This is a genomic window from Pseudomonas carassii (assembly GCF_036324045.1).
Classification (GTDB): Bacteria; Pseudomonadota; Gammaproteobacteria; order Pseudomonadales; family Pseudomonadaceae; genus Aquipseudomonas; species Aquipseudomonas peradeniyensis.
This window is the reverse complement of the sequence record NZ_JAZDCT010000006.1, coordinates 45062-69914: the sequence shown is the minus strand read 5'-3', so window position 1 is coordinate 69914 and position 24853 is coordinate 45062. Positions and strand designations below refer to the sequence as shown.

The following is a 24853-nucleotide window of genomic DNA, read 5'->3' as shown; positions in this document are numbered from 1 at the left end:
ATAACTGACAAAAATACCAGGCCCGCTACCACCGTTTGGGCGAGTTCATCGGTTATGGATGCCCCCGCCCCGTTTCACCGCTACAATGCCCGCCTTACCGTGACAGCCCGAACCTATAACGACATGTCCCTTCCAAAGCATCACCTGGAACTGCTCAGCCCTGCCCGTGACGTGAGCATCGCCCGCGAGGCGATCCTGCACGGCGCCGACGCCATCTACATCGGCGGCCCGAGCTTCGGCGCGCGCCACAACGCCTGCAACGAGGTCAGCGATATTGCCGAGCTGGTGGAGTTCGCCCGGCGCTACCACGCCCGCGTATTCACCACCATCAACACCATCCTCCACGACAATGAGCTCGAACCTGCCCGCAAGCTGATCCACCAGCTGTACGACGCCGGTGTCGATGCGCTGATCGTGCAGGACCTGGGAGTGATGGAGCTGGATATCCCGCCGATCGAGCTGCACGCCAGCACCCAGACCGACATCCGCACCCTGGAGCGGGCCAAATTCCTCGACCAGGCCGGTTTCTCCCAGCTGGTGCTGGCCCGCGAGCTGAACCTGCAACAGATCCGCGCCATCGCCGCCGAGACCGATGCAGCCATCGAGTTCTTCATCCACGGCGCGCTGTGCGTGGCCTTCTCCGGCCAGTGCAACATTTCCCACGCCCAGACCGGGCGCAGCGCCAACCGCGGCGACTGCTCCCAGGCCTGCCGCCTGCCGTACACCCTCAAGGACGACCAGGGCCGCGTGGTGGCTTTCGAGAAACACCTGCTGTCGATGAAGGACAACAACCAGACCGCCAACCTGCGCGACCTGGTCGATGCCGGCGTGCGCTCGTTCAAGATCGAGGGCCGCTACAAGGACGTGGGCTACGTGAAGAACATCACCGCCCACTACCGCAAGGAACTCGATGCCATCCTCGAGGACCGCCCTGAACTGGCCCGCGCCTCCAGCGGCCGTACCGAGCACTTCTTCGTGCCGGACCCGGACAAGACCTTCCACCGCGGCAGCACCGACTACTTCGTCAGCGATCGCAAGATCGACATCGGCGCCTTCGATTCGCCAACCTTCACCGGCCTGCCGGTGGGCGTGGTGGAGAAAGTCGGCAAGCGCGACCTGCTGGTGGCCACCGATGTCCCGCTGACCAACGGCGACGGCCTCAACGTGCTGGTCAAGCGCGAGGTCGTGGGTTTCCGCGCCAACATCGCCGAGCTCAAGAGCGAATCCGAGGAAGACGGCCAGAAGCGCTACCGCTACCGCGTCGAACCCAACGAGATGCCCGAGGGCCTGTACAAGCTGCGCCCCAACCACCCGCTGTCGCGCAACCTCGACCACAACTGGCAGCAGGCACTGCAGCGCACCTCCGCCGAGCGCCGGGTCGGTGTCGAGTGGCATGCGGTACTGCGTGAACAGCGCCTGATGCTCACCCTCAGCAGTGAAGAGGGTGTCAGTGTGCAAGTGGCCCTCGACGGGCCGTTCGGTGCCGCCAACAAGCCACAGCAGGCCCTGGACCAACTGCACGACCTGCTTGGCCAGCTGGGCACCACGATGTACCACGCCACGGCCATCGAGCTCGATGCGCCGCAGGCGTACTTCATCCCCAACTCGCAGCTCAAGGCCCTGCGCCGCGAAGCCATCGAGGCTTTGACTGCGGCACGGGTCAAAGCGCACCCACGGGGCGGACGCAAGGCCGAGACCACGCCACCGCCGGTGTACCCCGAGTCGCACCTGTCGTTCCTGGCCAACGTCTACAACCAGAAGGCCCGCGACTTCTACCACCGCCACGGCGTACAACTGATCGACGCTGCCTACGAGGCCCATGAAGAGCACGGCGAAGTGCCGGTGATGATCACCAAGCACTGCCTGCGCTTCTCCTTCAACCTGTGCCCCAAGCAGGCCAAGGGCGTGACCGGCGTGCGCACCAAGGTGGCGCCGATGCAGCTGATCCAGGGCGATGAAGTGCTGACCCTGAAGTTCGACTGCAAGCCCTGCGAGATGCACGTGATCGGCAAGATGAAGAGCCACATCATCGACCTGCCGACCCCGGGCAGCGCGGTGGCCCAGGTGGTCGGGCACATCAGCCCGGAAGACCTGCTCAAGACCATCCCGCGCGCGCCGCACTGAAAGACGACCCGCCGTCGCTCCACAGGATTTCACCGGCGGCGGGTCTAGACTGAACAGGGGGCTGCCACACGTGGAGGTGTGAGATGAGCCAGTTCAAGCGTTTGTTGGTCATGCTCGGTCCGCAGATGCGCCATACGCCTGCCCTGCAGCGCGCCGCGGCGCTGGCCGAATCCAGCGGGGCCCTGCTGGACCTCAATGTCTTCGTCGACGATGTCGACACCTTCGGCCTGATGAGCGACGGCCGCGAGCGCGAGCGCCTGCTCGAGGACAACCGCCAGTGGCTGGCCGACGAGGCCGAGCAACTGCGCAACGCCGGCCTGGATGTCTCCACCGAACTGCTGCTGACCCGCGACCCGCTGGGCAGCGTGCTGGAGCAGGTCGAGCGCCTGGGCTGCGACCTGCTGGTCAAGGACGTGCAGCACGAGCCCATCCTCAAGCGCCTGCTGGTCACGCCGCTGGACTGGCAATTGCTCAAGGACAGCCCGGTGGCGGTGCACCTGGTCAGCGATATCCGCCTGCCCCTGCCCCGACAGATCGCCGCGGCGGTCGACCTCAACAGCCATGGCGCCGGCGAGCATCTGGACGACCAGGTGATCCGCAGCGCCCATGCCCTGGCCCTGCAGTGCAACGCCGAGCTGCACCTGTTGCATGTATGTGATGCGGCCAGGACCCATATCGCCGACTTCGGCGCCGGCACCGTGACCATGCCCGGTTTCGACACAAGCGTGCGCACGGCCCAGCGCACGGCGTTCAACCGCCTGGGCGACCACTACCAGATAGATCTGGAGCGCCGCCACTTCCTCGAAGGGCCGGCGGTCAAGGCGATCACCCAGTACATCGCCGCCCACCGGGTCGATGTGATCGTCATGGGCAACCACCGGCACGATGCCTTGCAGGCGTTTCTCGGCGGCACCACGGCGCATGTGCTGGAGCACCCGCTGTGCAATGTGCTGGCGATCAAGGCCGTGCGTTAAACGACAAAAGCCCGCTCCCACGCTGCGGGAGCGGGCTTGTCCGGTTCAGAAGCCTTTGCTGTAGAACAGCGAGTACGACTCGATCCCGTCGTTGGGCTGCTTCAGCCCGGCGTTGGAATAGTGCATGGCGCGAATGCCGATCTTCTGCTCCGCCGGCAACTTCAGGCCGAAACCGATCCGGTCCTCAAAGTTCACCGACGAGCCCAGGCGCTGGTCGCCCACGTCGGTCTTGGAGAATGCCGCCAGACCGATACCGGCCTCGATGAACGGGGTGTAGGTGAAGCCACTGAACTCGTAGACGAACACAGGGCTGAACGACAGCGAGTGGGCGCCGCTGGCCTCGCCACCTTCCCAGTAGGTGTAGGCCGCGTCCCAGTAACCGGTCAGGTGGCCGGTGCTGCTTTCCAGCCATTTCTTGTCCCAGTCGAACGACATCCCGATACGGTAAGTCATGTCGCCCTGGCCAGTGGCGCCCACGGCACCGGATATCTGGGCGGCCTGGGCCAGGTTGGCGCCTGCGAATGCCAGCACGGCGGCAGCCACCGTAGTGGCGAGACGGGTCTTCATCAAATGACTTCTCCTGATGGTCTTCACGGGCAGGCCCGCGACCTGGCGCGTGCCTGCGGGCAAGTGGGGGCTGCGCCCCTCGTTCTGCACCGGCGACCCGGCACATCCAACCGGGTTACAAGTGGTAATACTTCCTCGATTATTGTCCGAATATTCCGATAGTGAAAAGTGATTTGCCACTATTGGCTAAGGACACTGCGTTCCATTCAAGGGTTCAGTCGTATTCCGCCTCCTCGTGCTCGCCCAGCAGCCGGCGCTGGCGGGGCGTGGCCTGGGCCAGCACCTGCGGGTTGAACTGCCAGTGCAGGTAGGGCGAGAACTTCTGCGCCACCATGCGCCGACCGTAGTGCACCTGGAGCATGTCGCGCACCTGTCCGACGCTGCGGTTGGTGCCGCCGCCATGCCAGGCATCGCTGCGAAATATCAGCGCATCGCCGGCCCGACAGAGCACCGCCACCGCGTCTTGCCCTTGCCAGGCCTGTTCGCCCTCGCCGGGGCGCCGCCCGGCGCGATGGCTGCCGGGCACGATCCAGGTCGGTCCTATCGCATCGTCGATATCGCAGAGGTATAGCTGCGCCGTGAGGATCTGCACGGGCAGCGTGAAACCCGCATTGCCTGGCAGCTCGAATGGCAGGTGATCGAGGTGCAGGCCCATGCCCGGATAGCCGGGGTGACTGCGCCAGGCAGTCTGGCCGATGATGTGGCAATCGCTGCCCAGTGCCGCCTCGGCCAGTTCAATCAGCGCCGGCAGGTCGAGAAACGGCAGCCACAGCGGATCGCGGTTGAAGACGCACTTGTAGTGCTCCAGCAGGCCCTGGTAGTCCCAATGGATCGGCTGCAGGTCGTCGATGGCGCTGCGCAACAGGGCGACCTGCAAGGGATCGAGCACCTCGGGGATTAAGGTGTAACCCACCTCATCCAAGGCCTGCAGACAGTCCTGAAGATGCATGGCGCCCCTCTACCGCCCTCTTGGGAGCGGGCTTGCCCCGCGATCGCGTTCCTCAGCGCCAGTTGAGATCGACCCGCGCCGGCGCCTTGCCGTCCACCGTTACCTGCTGTTGCACGGTCCGGCCATCGGCATTGCCGATCACCCGGTAGTGCCCTGGAGGCAACTGCACGAAGATCAGCGGCCCGACGTCCTGCAACGCCAGCACCGATTGGCCCTGGACTGACTGGATGTCCAGCGCGGCGCCGCTCTGGAACTTGCCGTCCGCACCGGTCGACAGGGTGATATGCAGGTCATAGCCGGGCGTCCGGCGCAGAGCATTGGCCTCGTCCTGGCCGATACCACCCTGCAAGTAGCGAATGCCGTTCTGCTCCTGGGGCTGCAGTTGCACGCCCTGCGGATCGATCGGCGCGTTCAGGTCGGCGGCCGCCGCCAAAGTCCAGGGCATGGCCAGCACCAGCAACAGCGCCGCGCACAGGCCGTAATGATGGGTACGCATGGTGCATTCCTCCCGCATGGGGGATGGTCTACACAGTTTTGAGGCTTTTCCGAGGCCGGGGTTCGCATCCCGGCACACCGTTAGTCCGCATGACGTCACCTTTCAGGACGTGGGCAGCTCACGACGCTCCTCCAGCAGCTTGATGAACATGCTCAGGCTGCGCGACACCGTGCCCCGCCGCCACACCAGCCAGGTCTTCAGGTAGCGGAAGTCCTCGGCCATCGGCCAGGCGCTGACCGTGCTGCACCCCGGCATGTTGTCGAGCATGCTGCGTGGCATCATTGCCAGGCCAGCCCCGGCACTGACGCAGGCAAGCATGCCGTGGTACGACTCCATCTCGTGGATCTTGCCCGGCACCGCCTGGTCATGGACGAACCAGCTCTCGAAATGGTGGCGGTACGAGCAGTTGGCGCGGAACGCGTAGATGCTCGAACCGTTGACATCGCGGGCGCGGGTGACCGGTGAGTGGTTGAGCGGTGCAATGACCATCATCTCCTCCTCGAACACCGGCATGCCCTCGAGCGTCGGGTGCAGCACCGGGCCATCGACGAAGGCCGCCACCAGGCGCCCGGACAGCACGCCTTCGAGCATGGTCCCCGACGGGCCGGTGGAGAGGTCCAGGTCGACCTTGGGATAGCGCTGGTTGTAGGCCGCCAGCAAGGCCGGGATGCGCACCGCCGCCGTGCTTTCCAGCGACCCCAGGGCGAAGGTCCCCTGGGGATCCTCGCCCGCCACGGTCAGCCGCGCCTCGTGCACCAGGTCGAGGATGCGCCGGGTGTACTCGAGGAAGTTCCAGCCGGCCGGCGACAGGCGCAGGCGGCTTTTCTCGCGGATGAACAGCTCGACGCCCAGGTCTTCCTCCAGCTGCTTGATGCGAGTGGTCAGGTTCGACGGCACCCGATGGATCTGCTGGGCGGCGGCGCTGATGCTGCCGTGCTCGGCCACGGCCTTGAACATCTCGAGTTGCACCAGGTCCACGATCATTCTCCAAACGTGAATGTTTCACTCATTATTATTCAGTTTTCATTAAAGCACGCTACCCCTAGTCTGGGCTCACCCGATCAAAACAATGAGAGTCCTGCCATGAGCGAGATCAGCAGCCTGACCCACGCCATCTCCGTCGACCCCTACAGCGGCGAACGGATTGGCCACTACGCCTTCGACACCGACGCCGCACTGGACGCGGCGCTGCAACGCGCCAAGGCGGGCTACAACCAGTGGCGCAACGTGTCGCTGGGTCAGCGCAGCGAGTACCTGGTCGCGCTCGGGCAGGCCCTGCAGGCCAACGCCGAGGCCTTCGCCCAGATGATCGCCCGCGAAATCGGCAAGCCGATCAGCCAGGCCCGCGGCGAGGTCAGCAAGTGTGTCGGCCTGTGCCAGTGGTACGCCGAACACGGCCCGGCCATGCTGGCGCCAGAGCCGACCCAGATTGAAAAGGCCCGCATCGAATACCGCCCGCTGGGCCCGATTCTCGCCGTGATGCCGTGGAACTTCCCAATCTGGCAGGTGCTGCGCGGCGCGGTACCGGCACTGCTGGCGGGCAACACCTATGTGCTCAAGCACGCGCCCAATGTGATGGGCAGCGCCTACCTGCTGGCCGACCTGTTCAAGCGCGCCGGCCTGCCTGAAGGCGTGTTCGAGGTGCTCAACGTCACCCCCGAAGGCGTCACCCGGGCCATCAACGACCCGCGCATCGCCGCCATCACCCTTACCGGCAGCGTGCGCGCCGGCATGGCCATCGGCGCGCAGGCCGGCGCCGCGCTGAAGAAGTGCGTGCTCGAACTGGGCGGTTCCGACCCGTTCATCGTGCTGGCCGACGCCGACCTCGATGCCGCAGTCAAGGCCGCCGTGATCGGCCGTTACCAGAACACCGGGCAGGTCTGCGCCGCCGCCAAGCGCCTGATCGTCGAGCAAAGCATCGTCGAGGCGTTCACCGAGAAGTTCGTCGCGGCCACCCGTGCGCTGACCGTGGGCAACCCGCTGGACGACGCCACCTATATCGGTCCGATGGCGCGCTACGACCTGCGCGATGAGCTCGACGGCCAGGTCCAGGCGACCCTGGCCGAAGGCGCCACCCTGCTGCTGGGCGGCAGCAAGATCGAAGGCGTGGGCAACTTCTACGCGCCGACGGTGTTCGCCAACGTCACCCCGGACATGACCGCCTTCAAGCAGGAGCTGTTCGGCCCGGTAGCGGCGATCATCAGCGCCCGCGATGCTGAGCACGCGGTGGAGCTGGCCAACGACAGCGAGTTCGGCCTGGCCGCGACGATCTACACCGCCGACTATGCCTTGGCCGAGCGCATGACCACAGCCTTGGACACTGGCGGCGTGTTCATCAACGGCTACTGCGCCTCCGACCCCCGCGTGGCGTTCGGCGGCGTGAAGAAGAGCGGGTTCGGCCGTGAACTGTCGCACTTCGGCGTGCGCGAGTTCACCAACGCCCAGACGGTGTGGCTGGATCGCAACTGATCCACTGGCTCAAACCCTGCGCCATCCCTGTGTAGGAGCGGCCTTGTGCCGCGAACGGGGCGCGTAGCGCCCCCAGGGTCTGCGCCACAAGACAGATCACCAGGGCCGCTCTGCGGCCCGTTCGCGACGCAAGGCCGCTCCTACACAGGGCTGGGCTGCAAATCAGCCCGAGTCTGTATCTTGAATCCGCGCCACGCGAACGAATAATCGAGCACCTCCCCAGCACTCCGGAGGTACCGATGAGCACCCAAACCAGCAGCCAGCGCCTGACCGTTCCTGATCTTGCCGCCATGAAGGGCCGGCAGAAGATCGTCGCCCTCACCGCCTACAGCACCCCGATCGCGCGCCTGATCGATCCCTTGGTGGATTTCATCCTGGTGGGCGATTCTACCGCCATGGTCGCCTACGGCAGGCGCTCCACCCTGGCCATGCGCCTGGAAGAGACCATCAGCCACACCCGCGCCGTGGTCGACTGCACCCAGCATGCCTGCGTGATTGCCGACATGCCGTTCGGCAGCTATCAGGAATCCCCCGAGCAGGCCTTGCGCAACTGTGCCCAGGTCCTGTCCGCTACCGGCTGCGACGCCGTGAAGCTGGAGAGCAACCGGACGTTGGCCTCCACCGTGGCCTTTCTGGTCGATCGGGGCATCCCGGTCATGGCCCATGTCGGCCTGATGCCGCAATTCGTCAATATCATGGGCGGTTACAAGGCCCAAGGGCTTACCGAGCACAGCGCCGCGACCCTCCATGAGGACGCCCGCGCCAACCTGGGCGCCGGCGCCTTCAGCCTGCTGCTCGAAGGCGTGGCCGAGCCGTTGGCCCGGCGTATCAGCGAGGAAAGCCGGCAGCCGTGCATCGGCATCGGCGCCTCCCCGGCCTGCGATGGCCAGATTCTGGTGACCGAGGACCTGCTGGGGCTGGGCGGGCCGCGCAAGCCGAGGTTCGTCAAGCAGTATGCCGACGTGGCGGCGGTGATCCGGGTCGCCTGCGCCCGCTACGCCAACGAAGTGCGCCAGGGCGAGTTCCCCGAACGCGAGCATTGCTACGGCTGCTGAGGCGCCCGACGTATCGCCTGGGCCAGCAATACCAGCGCACCCTCGATATCCTGCTGCCAGTCGACGGTGAAACTCAGGCGCAGATGGTCGCGCCAGTGTCCGGCCTGGCTGAACACCGTGCCCGGCACGATGACGATGCCCTGCCCCAGCAACTGCTCGCAGATGGCCTGCATGTCCACGGGGCGGGTTGCCTGCAACCAGAAGGTGGCGCCCGCCACCGGCATCGTCAGGCGCAGGCAATCGGCGGCATGGCGCTGCAGTAACCGCGCCATGCGTTGTCGGCTGTGCGCCAGGAGTCGCGCCAGTTGCGCCTGGTGCCGCGCCAGGCGCCCGGACACCAGCAGGCGGGCCACGGCCTGCTGACGATAGCTGGGCAGGCGAAAGCCCTGGGCCAGGAAGGCCGCCACCAGGCTACCCGCAGCGCCACGGCACAGCAGGTAGCCGAACGGCGCCTCGGGGCCGATGCACTTGTCGAAACCGGCCAGCACCAACAGGCGCTGAGGATCGGCATGTTCCCGATAGCGTGAGCATCCCAGGTCGTCGCACAACGCGCCGTAGCTGTCATTTTCAAACAGCCACACCTGATGGTCGGCCAGCAGCGCGCACAAACGCTGCTTGTCCTCGAGCGGCATCACGCCGCCCTGAGGAATGTTCACAGTCGATGACAGCACCGCCGCCTGCACGGGCTTCTCTGCCAGCAGCCGCGCCATCGCCTCCAGATCGAAACGGCCGCCCGCGCCGAGTGGCGCCTCGACAATGTTCAGCCCCGCCGCTTGCAGCAAGCGCAGGACAAGCCAGGAGCAAGGCGACTCGACCAGTACCCAGGCGCCCGGTGGCAAGAGCGTGCGCACGGCCAGTTCGAACACACTTCGCCAGTCGGCGCCGATGAACACCTGGTCGGCCTGCCAGTGATCATCCACGCTACGGCTGTAGCAACGGGCCAGGGCCTCGCGCAGCGCCGGCTCGCCAAAGGGCGAAAACGGCGGCGCCTCGGCACGGGGCAACTGGCGTAGCAGCTCACGCTCGACGGTCAACAGCGGCCCTTCGAGTGAGGCGAGCATGGTCGGCGAGTCGCTGCTAAGGGCCAGCATGCCTGGCTGCCGGGCATTGGCGTACAGGCGGTCGATCAGGCTCAGCGAAGACGGCAATTGCCCGACCGAGGTCTGGGCCACGCTGAAGTAGCCAACCTTGGGCCGGGCCTGGATACGCCCTTGGGCCTCCAGCATGGCGAACGCCTGCTTGCTGGTCGACAGCGAGACCTGCAGATACCGGGCGACATCGCGCAGCGAGGGCAACCGATGCTCCAGCTCCGGCGCGCGGGCGTCGAGCCAGTCGCTCAGGTAGCGGTGGACTTTCTGGTAGGTGAAACGCGGTGCCCGCTCGGTCTCCATGCCGATGCTCCCAGGGAGTTCGGCGGGCACCCTAGCAAGTTTTGCCGCACCGTCCTAGTTTCCCCGGCCTCGCCTGAGCGTCTCGCTGGGCAGCTCGCGGAACAGCTGGCGATAGCTTTCGGAAAACCGCCCCAAATGCCAGAACGACCAGCGCATGGCCACCTCGGCCACGGTCGCGTCGCCTGCCAGCAGGTCGCGCCGCGCGCCATTCAGCCGCCGCAGGCGCAACCAGTGCGCCGGCGGCAGGTTGGTGAAGCCTTTGAAGGCTTGCTGCAACTGACGCACGGAAACCCCGGCGACCTTGGCCAGCTCCACCAGGTTGAGGGTTTCGTCGGGGCAATCGGCGGCCCATTCGCTGACCCGGCGCATGATCGCCCGCTCCTCGTCGCGCCGGCCCAGCGCCTCGCCCTGCAGGCGCTGACCGGCGTTGTCGAGGATGAACAGGCAGTCTTCCAGTAATTGCTCGGCCAGCGCCCTGCCCTCCAGCGGGCAGTCGGCCTGGCCCAGGCGGGTCAAGGTGGCGCTCAGCCAGTTGCCGAACAGCGCGTTCTGCTGGCAGGTCAGCGGCACCATGAACAGACCGCGCAGGCACTCCAGGTCGAGGCCGTGGCTGGCCAGGAACGGCTGCTCGAACACCACCGCCACTTCCTGGTAGTTCTCCGGGGTGATCCAGATGTTGCGGCTGTCTTCGTTGAGCAGGTAGAGGCTGTTCTCGCTGCGGTCGAAGCAGAACGCCAGGGCGCCGCTGGGGGCGCGGAAGAACTGCTCGACCCGAGTGTTCAGGCGCTCCTCGTACACCTCGACACCGTCGAGGCCCAGCCAGCGCAGCTGGCCGTTGAAATGCCCGGGGGACATCTGCCGGTACTGCTGCTGCCAGCCTGGGGTGGCGCGGGTCTGTTCGGTCACATCGGTGGTACGGAAGTCCTGGACCTGCAAGGCGGTTGGCGTTGTCACGCGCTGTCCTAGTTGCACTCTTTTGGTGCATTGATTGCCGGAGAAAGTGGATAGATCACCCCGGGGGGCAGCGACCAAGATAGTCCTCAGCGTCACCTGTGGGAAGTGCCCTGCGGCGATGAACGCCTTGCGTCCCACCACAACTACCCAACCAAGAGGTTTGTATGAACGCCCCCTTCGATCAGCTGTCCACCTGGCTGAAAGAACACCGGATCACCGAAGTCGAATGCGTGATCAGCGACCTGACCGGCATCGCCCGTGGCAAGATCGCCCCGACCGCCAAGTTCCTCCACGAGCGCGGCATGCGCCTGCCCGAGAGCGTGCTGCTGCAGACCGTCACCGGCGACTACGTCGATGACGACATCTACTACAGCCTGCTCGACGCCGCCGACATCGACATGGTCTGCCGCCCCGACCCCACGGCGGTGTACCAGATCCCCTGGGCCATCGAACCGACCGCGATCGTCATCCACGACACCTTCGACAAGCAGGGCAACCCCATCGAGCTGTCGCCGCGCAACGTGCTGAAGAAGGTTCTGAAGCTCTATGCCGACAAGGGCTGGCAACCGATCGTCGCGCCGGAGATGGAGTTCTACCTGACCCAACGCTGCGAAGACCCGGACCTGCCCTTGCAGGTGCCACTGGGCCGTTCCGGCCGCGCCGAGAGTGGCCGTCAGTCGTTCTCCATCGACGCCGCCAACGAATTCGACCCGTTGTTCGAGGACGTCTACGACTGGTGCGAGATCCAGGGCCTGGACCTGGACACGCTGATCCACGAGGACGGCCCGGCACAGATGGAAATCAACTTCCGTCACGGCGACGCCCTGGACCTGGCCGACCAGATCACCGTGTTCAAGCGCACCCTGCGCGAGGCGGCGCTCAAGCACAACGTCACCGCCACCTTCATGGCCAAGCCGATCACCGACGAGCCGGGCAGCGCCATGCACCTGCACCAGAGCGTGGTCGACATCGCCACCGGCAAGCCGATCTTCGCCAATGAGGACGGCAGCATGAGCGAGCTGTTCCTGCACCATATCGGCGGCCTGCAGAAGTACATCCCCAAGTTGCTGCCGATGTTCGCGCCGAACGTCAACTCGTTCCGTCGCTTCCTGCCCGACACCTCGGCGCCGGTGAACGTCGAGTGGGGCGAGGAAAACCGCACCGCCGGGTTGCGCGTGCCGACTTCCAGCCCCGAGGCGATGCGCGTGGAGAACCGCCTGCCGGGCGCCGACGCCAACCCCTACCTGGCCATCGCCGCGAGCCTGTTGTGTGGCTATATCGGCATGGTCGAGAAAATCGAGCCCAGCGCCCCGGTGCAAGGCCGTGCCTACGAACGACGCAACCTGCGCCTGCCGATCACCATCGAAGATGCGCTGCAGCACATGGAAGACTGCGAAAAGGTCCAGCAGTACCTGGGCCAGCAGTTCGTCCAGGGCTATGTCGCGGTCAAGCGTGCCGAGCATGAGAACTTCAAGCGGGTGATCAGCTCGTGGGAGCGGGAGTTCCTGTTGCTGAGCGTTTAAGCCCCCTCGGGGGCGCTTTGCGCCCCTTTCGCGGCACAAGGCCGCTCCTACAGGGGCTGCGCGCGTTCAGTAGGAGCGGCCTTGTGCCACGAATGGGCTGCGCAGCAGCCCCTACACCACCGAATTCGAAGAACAAGACCAACGAGGTGTCGACATGCGTCATCCGCAAGCTTTGATCCCCGCAACCTTCGCTCTGCTGTTCGGCGCCGCCGTCCAGGCCCAGCCGACGGTGAGCGTGTACAACTGGACCGACTACATCGGTGACACCACCCTGGCCGACTTCCAGGCCAGCAGCGGGATCAAGGTGGTCTATGACGTGTTCGACTCCAACGAGACCCTGGAGGGTAAGCTGCTGGCCGGGCGCACCGGCTACGACGTGGTCGTGCCCTCCAACCATTTCCTCGCGCGCCAGGCCCAGGCCGGCGCGTTCCTGCCGCTGGACCGCAGCAAGCTGCCGAACTGGCGACACCTGGACCCGCAACTGCTCAAGCAGCTGGAGCAGAACGACCCAGGCAACCAGTACGCCGTGCCGTACCTCTGGGGCACCAACGGCATCGGCTACAACGTCGACAAGGTCAAGGCGGTGCTGGGCATCGACAAGATCGATTCCTGGGCGGTGCTGTTCGAAGCCGAGAACCTGAAGAAGCTCAAGCAGTGCGGCGTGGCATTCATGGACTCGCCGGACGAGCTGTTCCCGGCCATGCTCAACTACCTGGGCATGAACCCGCGCAGCGAGAAGGCCGACGACTACCGCAAGGCCGAGGCCCGCCTGCTGGAGCTGCGCCCCTACATCACTTACTTCCACTCCTCCAAGTACGTCTCGGACCTGGCCAACGGCGACGTCTGCATCGCCTTCGGCTATTCCGGCGATGTGCTGCAGGCCGCCCACCGCGCCGAGGAGGCCGGCAATGGCGTCAAGGTCGCCTACAGCATTCCCAAGGAAGGCAGCAACCTGTGGTTCGACCTGCTGGCCATCCCCAAGGACGCCAAGAACCCCGAGCAGGCCCTGGCCTTCATCAACTACCTGCTCGACCCCAAGGTGATCGCCAAGGTCAGCGCCACGGTCGGCTATGCCAACGCCAACCCGGATGCCAAGGCCGACATGGACCCGGCGCTGGTGAACAACCCCGAGATCTACCCGCCCCAGGACGTGCTGGACAACCTGTATGTCTCGACCATGCAGAGCCCCGGGATCCTGCGGCAGATGACCCGCTCCTGGAGCAAGATCAAGTCCAACCGCTGAGCCGAGCCCACCCATGCCACAGATGAACGAACACACCGCCTCCTACTACGCCGCCTCGGCGCGCCAGGCGGCCACCTACCCTGCGCTCAACCAGGACTTGCAGGCCGATGTCTGCGTGGTCGGCGGCGGCCTGACCGGGGTCAACGCCGCCCTGGAACTGGCCGAGCGCGGCCTCTCGGTGATCCTGCTGGAAGCCCGCCGCATCGGCTGGGGCGCCAGCGGGCGCAACGGCGGCCAGCTGATCCGCGGCATCGGCCATGACGTCTGCGGCTTTGCCCGCCATGTCGGCCAGGACGGCGTGCGCTACCTCAAGCAGGCCGGCATCGATTCGGTGGCCCTGGTGGCCAATCGCATCGAGCAATACGGCATCGAATGCGACCTGCGCTGGGGCTTTTGCGAGTTGGCCAACACCCCCGCCCAATTCGCCGCCTTCGAAGACGAGCAGCGCGACCTGGCTGAACTGGGCTATCGCCACGAGACCCGCCTGGTCAACCCCGAACACATGCACGAGATCGTCGCCAGCGACCTGTACGCCGGCGGCCTGGTGGACATGGGCTCGGGTCACCTGCACCCGCTCGACCTGGTCCAGGGCGAAGCCCGCGCCGCCCACGGCCTGGGCGTGCAGATCTTCGAGCAAAGTCCGGTGCTGCGCATCGAACATGGCAGCACGGTGACCCTGCACACTGCCCGGGGCAAGGTACGCGCTCAAAGCCTGATACTGGGCTGCAACGCCCACCTCGACGAACTGGAGCCGCGCTTGTGCGGCAAGGTGCTGCCGGCCGGCAGCTACGTGGTGGCCACCGAGCCCTTGCCCGAGGCCCTGGCGCGCACGCTGATCCCGCAGAACATGGCACTGTGCGACCAGAAGGTGGGGCTGGACTACTACCGCCTGACCGCCGACCGCCGCCTGCTGTTCGGCGGCGCCTGCCACTATTCCGGCCGCGACCCCAAGGATATCGGCGCCTACATGCGGCCCAAGGTGCTCAAGGTGTTCCCGCAACTGGCCGAGGTGCGCCTGGACTACCAGTGGGGCGGCATGATCGGCATCACCGCCAACCGTTTCCCTCAGGTCGGCCGCCTCGGCAAGCACCCCAACGTGTTCTATGCCCAGGGCTACTCCGGGCATGGCCTGAACGTTACCCACTGGACCGCGAAGCTGCTCGCCGAGGCCATCGCCACCGAGCACAGCCAGGGCTTCGATGTGTTCAGCGCGGTGCCGCACCTGACCTTCCCCGGCGGCAAGGCGCTGCGCTCGCCGCTGCTGGCGCTGGGGATGCTGTGGTACCGGTTGCGCGAGGCGCTGGGCTGACAACCCTGCTTCAGAGGATGGCCTGCAGCCCCTTGTCGGCAATGATGTTCAGTAGTTTCAAGGCAGGCCCGGCCGGGCGTGTTTCGCCCTGCTCCCACTTGCGCACCGTCGATGCGCTGGTGTGCAGGTGGAGGGCGAATACCGGTTGGCTGAAGTTCAGCGCTTCGCGCAGGTGGCGAATGTCCTGGGCGCTGAATGCCCGCACCGGGGCCGGGCAGATCGCCTCAAAGTCGCGCAACGTGACCTTGCCGACGGCGCCTGCCTGCTCGAGGTCCGAGAGGTCGACTCGCAGTGATTCAATGAGCTTGCTGGTCACAGTGGACCTCCATCAATACGCCACAGCCCAATGCCTTGGCCAGAGCGTGGGGTGACAATTCCAGAAAGACCCTGCCGGCGAACTGAAGCGCTTTCTGCTCGGCCGCCGTGACATTGGCCATGTCGCTCTTGGCGAACCCATGAAGGAACACGTAGCGATTGCCGATGCGAGCCGACAGCAGTGTTCGGTAGCCTCCCCGCTTGCCGCTGCACAGGCCCGCAACACGTTTCTTGAACAGCAAGCCACCAAGGCTCGCGTCAACCAGCCCACTCTGCATCTCCAGAACAGCCCGGCAAAGCAGGTGGTCCGGTACGCACTCCTTGAGTTGCCAGCGGGCAAACTCCCTTCGCTTGTAGACATCCATGGCCGACACTCCGAAACATACCCGTAAAGGGCATACTTTTCCAGCTTCGAAGACCAATGGATAGTCGGCGCACTCAGACTGCGCCGTAGGAAATGGCATCCGTCAACACCTGACCGCTGGCCTTCAGCCAACCACCTGCTAGCGTTGTTCTGGCCACTTCCCTCATGGACCTCGTCATCATGAAGCACCTGCCTCGCACCACCCTGTTGTGCGCTGCCCTGCTGGCCCTGGTTGCCTGCTCCAGCAACCGAGTCGATCCCAAGGACTATTCCGGCTTTCTCAAGGACTACAGCCGCCTGAAACCCGCCGAGAGCATCTCCGGCACGCCGGTGATGCGCTGGATCGACCCGGACGTCAAGGCCAGCCAGTACACCAAGGTGTTCATCGAACCGAGCCAGTTCTATCCCAAGCCGCAGCCGACCAACGTGATCTCGGCGCAGACCCTGCAGGAGATCACCCGCTACTTCAACGAAGCGATGCGCCGTGAGCTGGGCAGCGTGCTCACCCTGGTCAAGGAACCCGGCCCCAACACCATCGTGGTGCGCCCGGCGATCACCGCGGTGTCCACCAGCACCGAAGGCCTCAAGCCCTACGAGGTGATTCCCATCGCCCTGGTCGCAGCAGCGGTCAACACCGCCGCCGGCGGCCGCGACCAGGCCGTGGACATCGCCGTGGAAGCTGCCTTCCTCGATGGCGGCAACCAGAACGTGCTGGCCCAGGTGGTGCGCAAGGGCAGCGGCAAGGAGTTGGAGAACGACAGCACGCAACTGACCCTGAACGACGTCAAGCCGGTGCTCGATGGCTGGGCCAGCGACATGCGTCGCAGCTTCGTGGCGTTGCAGCAAAAATCGAAGTGAAGCGGTCGATCTGATACACCGGCCATCCCGGTGGGAGCCTCTGTCTTGTGCTGCCCGCACAGGCAAGCTCCCACGTCTTTCACCCCCTGCCGCCCAGCGCCGCAATGCCGCGCTGCAACGAAGCATTTCCCCGCTGCATGCCTGCGCCCAGTGAGACCTTCTTGCTACACTCGCCGCCATGATTTTTCCACCTGCACAACTGTGGTGACAGCATGATCGAGGTAACCGAGGTTTCCATTGCCGAGCTGCGCGACGCGCTCGAGTCCGGCCGCACGACCGCCGTCGAGCTGGTCAAGGCCTACCTGGCGCGCATCGACGCCTACGATGGCAAGGACACCGCCACTGCACTCAATGCCGTGGTCGTCCGCAACCCTGAAGCGCTCAAGGAGGCCGAAGCCTCCGACGCCCGCCGCGCCCGTGGCGAAACCCTCGGCCCGCTGGACGGCATTCCCTACACCGCCAAGGACAGCTACCTGGTCAAGGGCCTGACCGCCGCCTCCGGCAGCCCGGCGTTCAAGGACCTGGTCGCCCAGCGCGACGCCTTCACCGTCGAGCGCCTGCGCGCCGGCGGCGCCATCTGCCTGGGCAAGACCAACATGCCGCCCATGGCCAACGGCGGCATGCAGCGCGGCGTCTACGGCCGCGCCGAGAGCCCGTACAACGCCGCCTACCTGACCGCGCCCTTCGCCTCCGGCTCGTCCAACGGCGCCGGCACCGCCACCGCCGCCAGCTACAGCGCCTTCGGCCTGGCCGAGGAAACCTGGTCCAGTGGCCGTGGCCCGGCCTCGAACAATGGCCTGTGCGCCTACACCCCGTCGCGCGGGGTGATCTCGGTGCGTGGCAACTGGCCGCTGACACCGACCATGGACGTGGTCGTGCCCTACGCCCGGACCATGGCCGACCTGCTGGAGATCCTCGACGTGGTGGTGGCCGACGACGCCGACACCCGCGGCGACCTGTGGCGCCTGCAGCCATGGGTGCCGATCCCGGCCGCCTCCAGCGTGCGCCCGCAGTCGTACCTGGACCTGGCCGTGAGCGCCGAGTCGCTCAAGGGCAAGCGATTCGCCGTGCCACGCATGTACATCAACGCCGACGCCGACGCCGGCACCTCGGAGAAACCCGGCATCGGTGGCCCGACCGGTCAGCGCATCAACACCCGCGCCAGCGTGATCGAACTGTGGAAGCAGGCCCGCCTGGCCCTGGAAGCGGCCGGCGCAGAAGTGGTCGAGACCGACTTCCCGCTGGTCTCCAACTGCGAAGGCGATCGCCCCGGCGCGCCGACCGTGTTCACCCGTGGCATCGTCAGCAAGGAGTTCCTGCATGACGAACTGTGGGAACTGTCCGGCTGGGCCTTCGACGATTTCCTGCGCGCCAACGATGATCCCAAGCTCAACCGCCTGGCCGATGTCGACGGCCCGCAGATCTTCCCCCACGACCCGGGCACTCTGCCCAACCGTGAGGACGACCTGGCCGCCGGTATGGACGAATACGTCAACATGGCCAAGCGCGGCCTGAAGACCTGGGACCAGATCGCCACCGTGCCCGACGGTCTGCGCGGCCTGGAAGCTACCCGCAAGCTCGACCTGGAAGACTGGATGGACGCCCAGGGCCTGGACGCGGTGCTGTTCCCCACCGTGGCCGACGTCGGCCCTGCCGACGCCGATGTGAACCCCGAATCGGCGGACATCGCCTGGAGTAACGGTATCTGGGTGGCCAACGGCAACCTGGCGATCCGCCATCTGGGCGTGCCGACCGTGACCGTGCCGATGGGCGTGATGGCCGATATCGGCATGCCGGTGGGGCTGACCTTCGCCGGCAAGGCGTACAGTGACAACAATCTGTTGAAATTTGCTGCCGCCTTCGAGTCGACCGGCTCGCGTCGCATGATCCCGCCGCGCACGCCAAAGCTGGCCTGATCGATAGGCATCGCGGGGCAATCCCGCTCCCAAACGCACAATTGCGTGGGAGCGGGCTTGCCCCGCGATGCTTTCTACCCCAGTGGAATATTTCCACAAGGCATGCAAAAATCAACTAACTGTTGATAATGCGATGCCGCCATGACGCCTTCCCAAGAACGCCAACTCACCCTGACTGTCCTCCAGGCCACCCTGCAGGCCCTGGGCAGTGTCGTCCCACGCAACGTCGAAATCCTTCTACATAACCTCGAGCACCCGGAGCGCTCGGTAGTGGCGATCGTCAACGGCCATCTCTCCGGCCGCCGGGTCGGCAGTCCGATTCTCGCCGCCCCCGAGCAGGACCAGGGCTTCAAGGCGCTGATGCAGGCCTCGGTCGACCAACAGGGTTGTGCACCGGTGGTGCTGCCCGACTACCCCACCACCCTCAAGGGCCGCAGCCTGCGCAGCGCCACGGCAATCTTCCGCGACCGCGACGGCCAACCCTTCGCCAGCCTGTGCGTAAACACCGACGTCACCGGCCTGGACGCGGCCATGGCCTTTCTACAGCACTTCCAGCCACTGGGCGCCACGCTGACGGCGGTCGACGAGGCGGCCGACATGACCGCGCTGATGGCCGGGATCATCCAGGCCGCGCTGCAACGCAGCGGCCAGGGGCGGATGAACAAGCAGGCCAAGGTCGAGGCCGTGCGCATCATGCAGGAGCGCGGCCTGTTCATCGTCAAGGGTGGCGTGGAGAAGGCCGCCGAGGCCCTCGGCGTGACCCGCTACACCGTCTACAACTACCTGGAGCAGCTGCGCGGCGAGCCCGCCACGGCTGCCCGCGACTGAACCCGGAGCCCATCATGCCGCTGCATATTTCTACCCCGCTAATCGAATCCCGCCCGCTGTCCCTGAGCGCCGGCCGCCCGGTGTGGCTCAAGCTCGAAGCCCTGCAACCGTGCGGCTCGTTCAAGCTGCGCGGCGTCGGCCATGCTTGCGAGGTCCACCATGCCCGAGGTGCCCGGCATTTCGTCTCGTCATCCGGTGGCAATGCCGGGCTGGCGGTGGCCTATGCCGGCCGCAAGCTCGGCGTGCCGGTGACCGTGGTGGTGCCCGAGACCACCACCGAACGGGCCAGGGAACTGCTGCGCCTGGAAGACGCCAGCGTGGTCGTGCGCGGCAGTTCCTGGCAGGAAGCCAATGAGCACGCCCAGACCCTGGTCGGCGCAGACGACGCCTTTATCCACCCGTTCGACGACCCACTGCTGTGGACCGGCCACGCCAGCATGATCGACGAGGTCGCCGCCGCTGGTTTCAAGCCTGATGCAGTGGTGCTTTCGGTCGGCGGCGGCGGTCTGCTCCGTGGCGTGGTCGAGGGCCTGCAGCGCAACGGCTGGCACGACGTGCCGGTGCTGGCGGTAGAAACCGACGGCGCGGCGTCGCTGCACGCCGCCATGGCCGCCGGGCATACCGTGGAACTGCCGCGTATCGCCTCGGTGGCCACTTCGCTGGGCGCCAAGCGGGTCGCCGAGCAGGCGCTGGCCTGCACTCGCCAGCAGCCGGTGCTCAGCCACCTGGTCAGTGATGGCGAGGCGCTCGATGCCTGCGAACGGCTGCTGCGCGATCATCGCCTGCTGGTGGAACCGGCCTGCGGCGCCGCGCTGGCCCTGCTCGAACGCCCCGAGGCCGTGGCCGCCTACGGCAATGTGCTGGTGATCGTCTGCGGCGGCGCCACCGCCACGCTGGAACAGATCCGCGCCTGGCGAGCGGCCTGCTGATTCAGATGGCATAGCTGAATCTGCCCAGCTGTCGGCAAACCCGCTATCGCTATATACTTTTGAACATATCGATTCAGAAGTACGTGTTTGCCATGCCCAGTATCCGTGACCGCAACCTGCAACTGATCCTCGCCGCCGCCAGCGAAGAGTTCGCCCGCCACGGCTTCGCCGCCGCCCGGGTCGACGATATCGCCGCCCGCGCCGGCCTGCCCCGGGCCAATGTGTTCTATTACTTTCGCAACAAGCGGCTGCTCTACACGGCTGTGCTCGACCTGGTGATGGAGCCGCTGCTGCGTGCCGCGCGCAGCCTGGCGCCGGACGCTCACCCCGAACAGGCCCTGCCCCGCTATTTCAAGGCCAAGGCCGAAGTGGCGCGGCGCCATCCCGGCGCCGTGAGGGTCTGGCTCAAGGAGATGTTGCACGGTGCCCGGCAATTGCCGGACGAGCGCGCCGAACTGCTGCAGCAGAGTGCCCGACAGACCCTGACCTGCCTGGCGCAGTGGATGGAACGCGGGCTGATCGTGCGCACCGCGCCGGAGCATCTGCTGCTGTTCCTCTGGTCGACGTCCCTGGCGACCTTCCGCTTCGGCATGGCCCCCGGCAGCTCGGGGCAGATCAAGCCGACCCGCGCCTGCACCCTGGCCCAGGCCGATCTGCTGCTGCGCAGCCTGCGCCCGGAGCCTTGCCCACTGAGCAGGACTCCCACATCGCTATATCAAGAAAAATATAGCGATAGTCCTAGCTACGAGGCGCCGAATGATCGACCTTTTACTGCGCCTATCGGATTCTCGCGGCCCCTCGCAAGTGGCTGATTAGGATAGTCACATTCATCTGTTCAACTTGCTCCTGCCCCAGCAAGAAAAGGCTGCCGATCGTCCATCGCGGCACGGACAGGTCCAGCCCCAGGGAAGGCACAGCCACGGGCCTGATGGCGCTTCGCCAACGAAGTGCGCGCGCAACTCGGACGAAATGCGCCGCGCGCCCTTTCGTAGCGAGGCAAGTGAAGGCACAATGCGTGTCCTTTTTTTGGCCGGCCTGGCCGGGGGCCTTTAAATGATCAAGACGCCGTATTACCTCATCGATAAACAGAAACTGCTGGGCAACATGGAAAAGATTGCCTACGTGCGCCAGCAGTCCGGGGCCAAGGCCCTGCTCGCCCTCAAGTGCTTCGCCACCTGGTCGGTGTTCGACCTGATGCAGCAGTACATGGACGGCACCACCTCGTCCTCGCTGTACGAGCTCAAGCTCGGCCGCCAGAAGTTCGCCGGCGAAACCCACGCCTACAGCGTGGCCTGGGCCGACGATGAAGTCGAAGAGATGCTCGAGAACTGCGACAAGATCATCTTCAACTCCATCGGCCAGCTCGAGCGCTTCGCCGAACAGTCCGAGGGCAAGGTGCGCGGTCTGCGCGTCAACCCGCAGGTGAGCAGCTCCGACTACCTGCTGGCCGACCCGGCGCGCCCGTTCAGCCGCCTGGGCGAATGGGACCCAGAGAAAATCGAGAAGGTGATCGAGAAGATCTCCGGCTTCATGTTCCACAACAACTGCGAGAACGGCGACTTCGGCCTGTTCGACAAGATGCTCACGCACATCGAGGAACGCTTCGGCCACCTGCTGCACAAGGTCGAGTGGGTCAGCCTCGGTGGCGGCATCCACTTCACCGGCGAAGACTATGCCGTGGACGCGTTCTGCGCGCGCCTGAAAGCCTTCTCTCAACAGTACGGCGTGCAGGTCTACCTGGAGCCGGGCGAAGCCGCCATCACCAACAGCGCCTCGCTGGAAGTGACCGTGCTCGACACCCTGTACAACGGCAAGCACCTGGCCGTGGTCGACAGCTCGATCGAGGCGCACCTGCTCGACCTGCTGATCTATCGCCTCAACGCCAAGATGGCGCCCAACGACGGCGCGCACACCTACATGGTCTGCGGCAAGTCGTGCCTGGCCGGCGATATCTTCGGCGAGTATCAGTTCGACAAGCCGCTGCAGATCGGTGACCGCCTGTCGTTCGTCGACACCGCCGGTTACACCATGGTCAAGAAAAACTGGTTCAACGGTCTGAAAATGCCGTCCATCGCAGTCAAGCAACTCGACGGCAGCGTCGAGGTGGTGCGCGAGTTCGGGTTCGAGGACTACGTTTCGAGCCTGTCGTAAGACAGGCTTTCATGAAGGAGAAAAGCTGAATTGAAGAAGAACGTTCTTATCATTGGTGCAGGAGGTGTCGCCAAGGTGGTGGCCCACAAGTGCGCACAGCATAACGACGAACTGGGTCGTATTGCGATTGCGTCACGGAACATCTCCAAATGCCAGGCCATCATCGACAGCGTCAAGGCCAAGGGTAGCCTCAAGGTACCCGCCGACATCCAGGCCTTCTCGCTCAACGCCCTCGATGTCGAGGCGACCAAGGCACTGATCCGCGAGACCGAATCGCAGATCGTGATCAACGTTGGTTCCGCCTTCCTCAACATGTCGGTGCTGCGCGCCTGCATCGATACCGGTGTCGCTTATCTTGACACCGCGATTCACGAAGAACCGGGCAAGATCTGCGAAACCCCGCCCTGGTATGGCAACTACGAGTGGAAGCATCTCGAAGAGTGCCAGCAGAAGAACATTACCGCCATTCTCGGTGTCGGCTTCGACCCGGGTGTGGTGAACAGCTACGCGAAACTCGCGCAGCAGCAGTATTTCGACCGCATTGATTCGATCGACATCCTCGACGTCAATGCCGGTTCCCACGGCAAGTACTTCGCCACCAACTTCGACCCGGAAATCAACTTCCGCGAGTTCACCGGGCAGGTGTGGAGCTGGCAGAACAGCCAGTGGACCAGCAACACCATGTTCGAGGTCAAGCGTACCGACGATCTGCCGGTGGTGGGTTCGCAGAACCTGTACCTGACCGGCCACGACGAGGTGCACTCGATCTCGAAGAACCTGAACGTGCCGAACGTGCGCTTCTGGATGAGCTTCGGCGAGCACTACATCAACGTGTTCACCGTGCTGAAGAACCTCGGCCTGCTCTCCGAGCAACCGGTCAAGACCGCCGAAGGCCTGGAAGTGGTACCGCTGAAAGTGGTCAAGGCCGTGCTGCCGGATCCGGCTTCGCTGGCTCCGGGCTACACCGGCAAGACCTGCATCGGTGACCTGGTCAAGGGCACCAAGGACGGTCAACCGCGCGAGGTGTTCATCTACAACGTGGCCGACCACGAAGAAGCCTACGCCGAGACCGACAGCCAGGGCATCTCCTACACCGCCGGCGTGCCGCCGGTGGCCGCCGCGCTGCTGGTCGCCCGTGGCCAGTGGGACGCCGGACGCATGGTCAACGTCGAGGAGCTGCCGGCCGAGCCGTTCCTCAAGGCGTTGGACGTGATGGGCCTGCCGACCCGCGTCAAGGATGAAAAAGGTGATCGTCCATGGGACGCTGAAGCCTAAGCTGCACGACGAAGGGGCGCCAGATGGCGCCCCTTCTGTTTGTGGAGGCTGCCTGCAGGAGCGGGCTTGTCTCGCGCCAAGGACAGAAACACAGGCAGATCGCTACTTCCTGGCCTCCAGTATCAAGTTGAACGGCGTCTGCGTCGCCCTGCGGAACTGCCTGAACCCCGCCTCCTCGAACACCGCCCGCAATCGCGCCTCCCCTGCCTGCGCCCCCAATCCCAGCCCCACCTCCTGGGACAGCGAATTCGGTGTGCAGATGAAGGTGGACGCTGCATAGAACAGCCTGCCAACCGGGTTGATGTTGGCATCCAGCGTATCCTCGGCGAACGGCTCCACCAGCATCACCGTGCCGTCGTCCTTGAGCGCCCGATAGGCATGCCGCGCCGCCCCGACCGGATCGCCCATGTCGTGCAGGCAGTCGAAGAAGCACACCAGGTCCAGCTCCCGGCCGGGGTAGTCCTTGGCCGAGGCCTGCTGGAAGCTGACCCGCTCGGCCACGCCCGCGTCACGGGCCCGCTCGGCGGCGGTGAGCACCGACGGCGCATGATAGTCGTAGCCGGTAAAACGCGAGGCCGGAAACGCTTCGGCCATGACGATGGTAGAGGCGCCATGGCCACAGCCGACATCGGCCACCTGGGCACCGGCCTGCAGCTTGGCTACCACCCCCTCCAGGGCCGGCAGCCAGTCAGCCACCAGGAAGGTCCGGTAACCCGGTCTGAAGAAACGCTCGGTACCGCTGAACATGCACGGATGATGATCGCCCCAGGCGAGCGCGCCGTCGCCGCGCATGGCCGCGACCAGCTTGTCCTTGTCATGGAACAGCGCCGCCAGCACCGAAGCGCCGCCGGCCATGTAGACCGGGGAATCCTCCAGGGCCAGTGTCATGGCCTGCTCCTCGGGCAAGGTGAACTGCCCGTCGTGGTGCACCAGGTATCCCGCCGCCGCCTGGCCATTGAGCCACTCGCGCACCAACCGTGGCTGGCAGCCGGTGCGTTCGGCCAGTACCTCGGGGGTCACCGGCAGGCTGTCGGCCATGGCCCGGTACAGCCCGAGCTCATCCCCGAGAATGACATTGGCCAGCGTCGCCGCCGCGCCCATGTCACCTACCAGCTTGCCCATGAATGCTTGAAGCCGTGCCTCGTCCATGACCTGCCCTCCTC

The 24853-nt window shown here is 65.4% G+C and carries 23 protein-coding genes; 14 read left to right on the top strand and 9 right to left on the bottom strand.

All coding sequences use genetic code 11. The features are described from left to right. The first annotated feature begins 123 nt into the window (after positions 1–123). Positions 124–2124: a peptidase U32 family protein gene (locus tag V0R62_RS06415; protein ID WP_330103146.1), complete on the top strand. Its 2001-nt coding sequence runs from the start codon at positions 124–126 to the stop codon at positions 2122–2124. Between the two features lie 83 nt (positions 2125–2207). Beyond that, a complete protein-coding gene (locus V0R62_RS06410) occupies positions 2208–3098 on the top strand; it encodes a universal stress protein (protein ID WP_330103145.1) in 891 nt (296 codons plus the stop codon). A 45-nt stretch (positions 3099–3143) separates the two neighbouring features. Here the strand turns inward: V0R62_RS06410 and V0R62_RS06405 are convergent, their stop codons facing one another. The 4 genes from V0R62_RS06405 to ptrR form a co-directional block, all read right to left on the bottom strand. Further along, the gene (locus V0R62_RS06405; protein ID WP_330103144.1) at positions 3144–3665 is read right to left on the bottom strand and encodes an acyloxyacyl hydrolase; all 522 of its coding nucleotides are present in this window, start codon (positions 3663–3665) and stop codon (positions 3144–3146) included. Positions 3666–3879: 214 nt separating this feature from the next. Further along, complete coding sequence (locus tag V0R62_RS06400) at positions 3880–4614, bottom strand: phytanoyl-CoA dioxygenase family protein (RefSeq protein WP_330103143.1); 735 nt, start codon at positions 4612–4614, stop codon at positions 3880–3882. A 52-nt stretch (positions 4615–4666) separates the two neighbouring features. Further along, complete coding sequence (locus tag V0R62_RS06395; RefSeq protein WP_330103142.1) at positions 4667–5110, bottom strand: carboxypeptidase regulatory-like domain-containing protein; 444 nt, start codon at positions 5108–5110, stop codon at positions 4667–4669. A gap of 102 nt (positions 5111–5212) precedes the next feature. Further along, entirely contained in the window at positions 5213–6088 is an 876-nt protein-coding gene (gene ptrR / locus V0R62_RS06390; RefSeq protein WP_330103141.1) for a putrescine utilization regulator PtrR, read from the bottom strand. 105 nt (positions 6089–6193) lie between these two features. Here ptrR and V0R62_RS06385 point away from each other — a divergent pair, with 105 nt between their 5' ends. Together V0R62_RS06385 and panB are read left to right on the top strand one after the other, a co-directional pair. Next, entirely contained in the window at positions 6194–7579 is a 1386-nt protein-coding gene (locus V0R62_RS06385; protein WP_330103140.1) for an aldehyde dehydrogenase family protein, read from the top strand. 239 nt (positions 7580–7818) lie between these two features. Then, a complete protein-coding gene (gene panB, locus V0R62_RS06380) occupies positions 7819–8634 on the top strand; it encodes a 3-methyl-2-oxobutanoate hydroxymethyltransferase (RefSeq protein ID WP_330103139.1) in 816 nt (271 codons plus the stop codon). Here panB and V0R62_RS06375 read toward each other — a convergent pair. Both V0R62_RS06375 and V0R62_RS06370 read right to left on the bottom strand, forming a co-directional pair. Further along, positions 8622–10025, bottom strand: a complete 1404-nt coding sequence (locus V0R62_RS06375) for an aminotransferase-like domain-containing protein (protein WP_330103138.1) — start codon at positions 10023–10025, stop codon at positions 8622–8624. The genes panB and V0R62_RS06375 overlap by 13 nt on opposite strands. Before the next feature lie 54 nt (positions 10026–10079). Continuing rightward, the gene (locus tag V0R62_RS06370; RefSeq protein WP_330103137.1) at positions 10080–10979 is read right to left on the bottom strand and encodes a helix-turn-helix domain-containing protein; all 900 of its coding nucleotides are present in this window, start codon (positions 10977–10979) and stop codon (positions 10080–10082) included. 164 nt (positions 10980–11143) lie between these two features. Between V0R62_RS06370 and V0R62_RS06365 the strand changes: the two genes are divergently transcribed. From V0R62_RS06365 to V0R62_RS06355, 3 genes are all read left to right on the top strand, one after another. After that, positions 11144–12502 (top strand): glutamine synthetase family protein, encoded by a 1359-nt coding sequence (locus V0R62_RS06365; protein WP_330103136.1) that lies wholly within the window; start codon positions 11144–11146, stop codon positions 12500–12502. 154 nt (positions 12503–12656) lie between these two features. After that, positions 12657–13745 (top strand): polyamine ABC transporter substrate-binding protein, encoded by a 1089-nt coding sequence (locus V0R62_RS06360; RefSeq protein ID WP_330103135.1) that lies wholly within the window; start codon positions 12657–12659, stop codon positions 13743–13745. Positions 13746–13758: 13 nt separating this feature from the next. Beyond that, positions 13759–15054, top strand: coding sequence for an NAD(P)/FAD-dependent oxidoreductase (locus V0R62_RS06355; RefSeq protein WP_330103134.1), 1296 nt, complete (start codon positions 13759–13761; stop codon positions 15052–15054). Positions 15055–15064: 10 nt separating this feature from the next. Here the strand turns inward: V0R62_RS06355 and V0R62_RS06350 are convergent, their stop codons facing one another. Continuing rightward, the gene (locus V0R62_RS06350) at positions 15065–15370 is read right to left on the bottom strand and encodes a helix-turn-helix domain-containing protein (RefSeq protein WP_028689488.1); all 306 of its coding nucleotides are present in this window, start codon (positions 15368–15370) and stop codon (positions 15065–15067) included. Next, positions 15351–15734: a type II toxin-antitoxin system RelE/ParE family toxin gene (locus V0R62_RS06345; protein ID WP_330103133.1), complete on the bottom strand. Its 384-nt coding sequence runs from the start codon at positions 15732–15734 to the stop codon at positions 15351–15353. The genes V0R62_RS06350 and V0R62_RS06345 overlap by 20 nt, the downstream gene beginning before the upstream one ends. A 179-nt stretch (positions 15735–15913) precedes the next feature. Here V0R62_RS06345 and V0R62_RS06340 point away from each other — a divergent pair, with 179 nt between their 5' ends. The 7 genes from V0R62_RS06340 to V0R62_RS06310 all read left to right on the top strand — a co-directional run bounded on the left by V0R62_RS06340 (position 15914) and on the right by V0R62_RS06310 (position 23690). After that, positions 15914–16591: a DUF3313 domain-containing protein gene (locus V0R62_RS06340; RefSeq protein ID WP_330103132.1), complete on the top strand. Its 678-nt coding sequence runs from the start codon at positions 15914–15916 to the stop codon at positions 16589–16591. A gap of 212 nt (positions 16592–16803) precedes the next feature. Further along, entirely contained in the window at positions 16804–18507 is a 1704-nt protein-coding gene (locus tag V0R62_RS06335) for an amidase (protein ID WP_330103131.1), read from the top strand. Between the two features lie 141 nt (positions 18508–18648). After that, a complete protein-coding gene (locus V0R62_RS06330) occupies positions 18649–19335 on the top strand; it encodes a helix-turn-helix transcriptional regulator (protein ID WP_330103130.1) in 687 nt (228 codons plus the stop codon). Positions 19336–19349: 14 nt separating this feature from the next. Beyond that, positions 19350–20264 (top strand): pyridoxal-phosphate dependent enzyme, encoded by a 915-nt coding sequence (locus V0R62_RS06325; RefSeq protein WP_330103129.1) that lies wholly within the window; start codon positions 19350–19352, stop codon positions 20262–20264. A gap of 92 nt (positions 20265–20356) precedes the next feature. Then, positions 20357–21076, top strand: a complete 720-nt coding sequence (locus tag V0R62_RS06320; RefSeq protein ID WP_330103128.1) for a TetR family transcriptional regulator C-terminal domain-containing protein — start codon at positions 20357–20359, stop codon at positions 21074–21076. A 241-nt stretch (positions 21077–21317) separates the two neighbouring features. Then, complete coding sequence (gene nspC / locus V0R62_RS06315) at positions 21318–22415, top strand: carboxynorspermidine decarboxylase (RefSeq protein ID WP_186714104.1); 1098 nt, start codon at positions 21318–21320, stop codon at positions 22413–22415. Between the two features lie 30 nt (positions 22416–22445). Continuing rightward, the gene (locus V0R62_RS06310; protein ID WP_330103127.1) at positions 22446–23690 is read left to right on the top strand and encodes a saccharopine dehydrogenase family protein; all 1245 of its coding nucleotides are present in this window, start codon (positions 22446–22448) and stop codon (positions 23688–23690) included. 102 nt (positions 23691–23792) lie between these two features. Here V0R62_RS06310 and V0R62_RS06305 read toward each other — a convergent pair whose 3' ends face one another. Continuing rightward, positions 23793–24839: a class I SAM-dependent methyltransferase gene (locus V0R62_RS06305; protein ID WP_330103126.1), complete on the bottom strand. Its 1047-nt coding sequence runs from the start codon at positions 24837–24839 to the stop codon at positions 23793–23795. Positions 24840–24853: the final 14 nt, after the last annotated feature.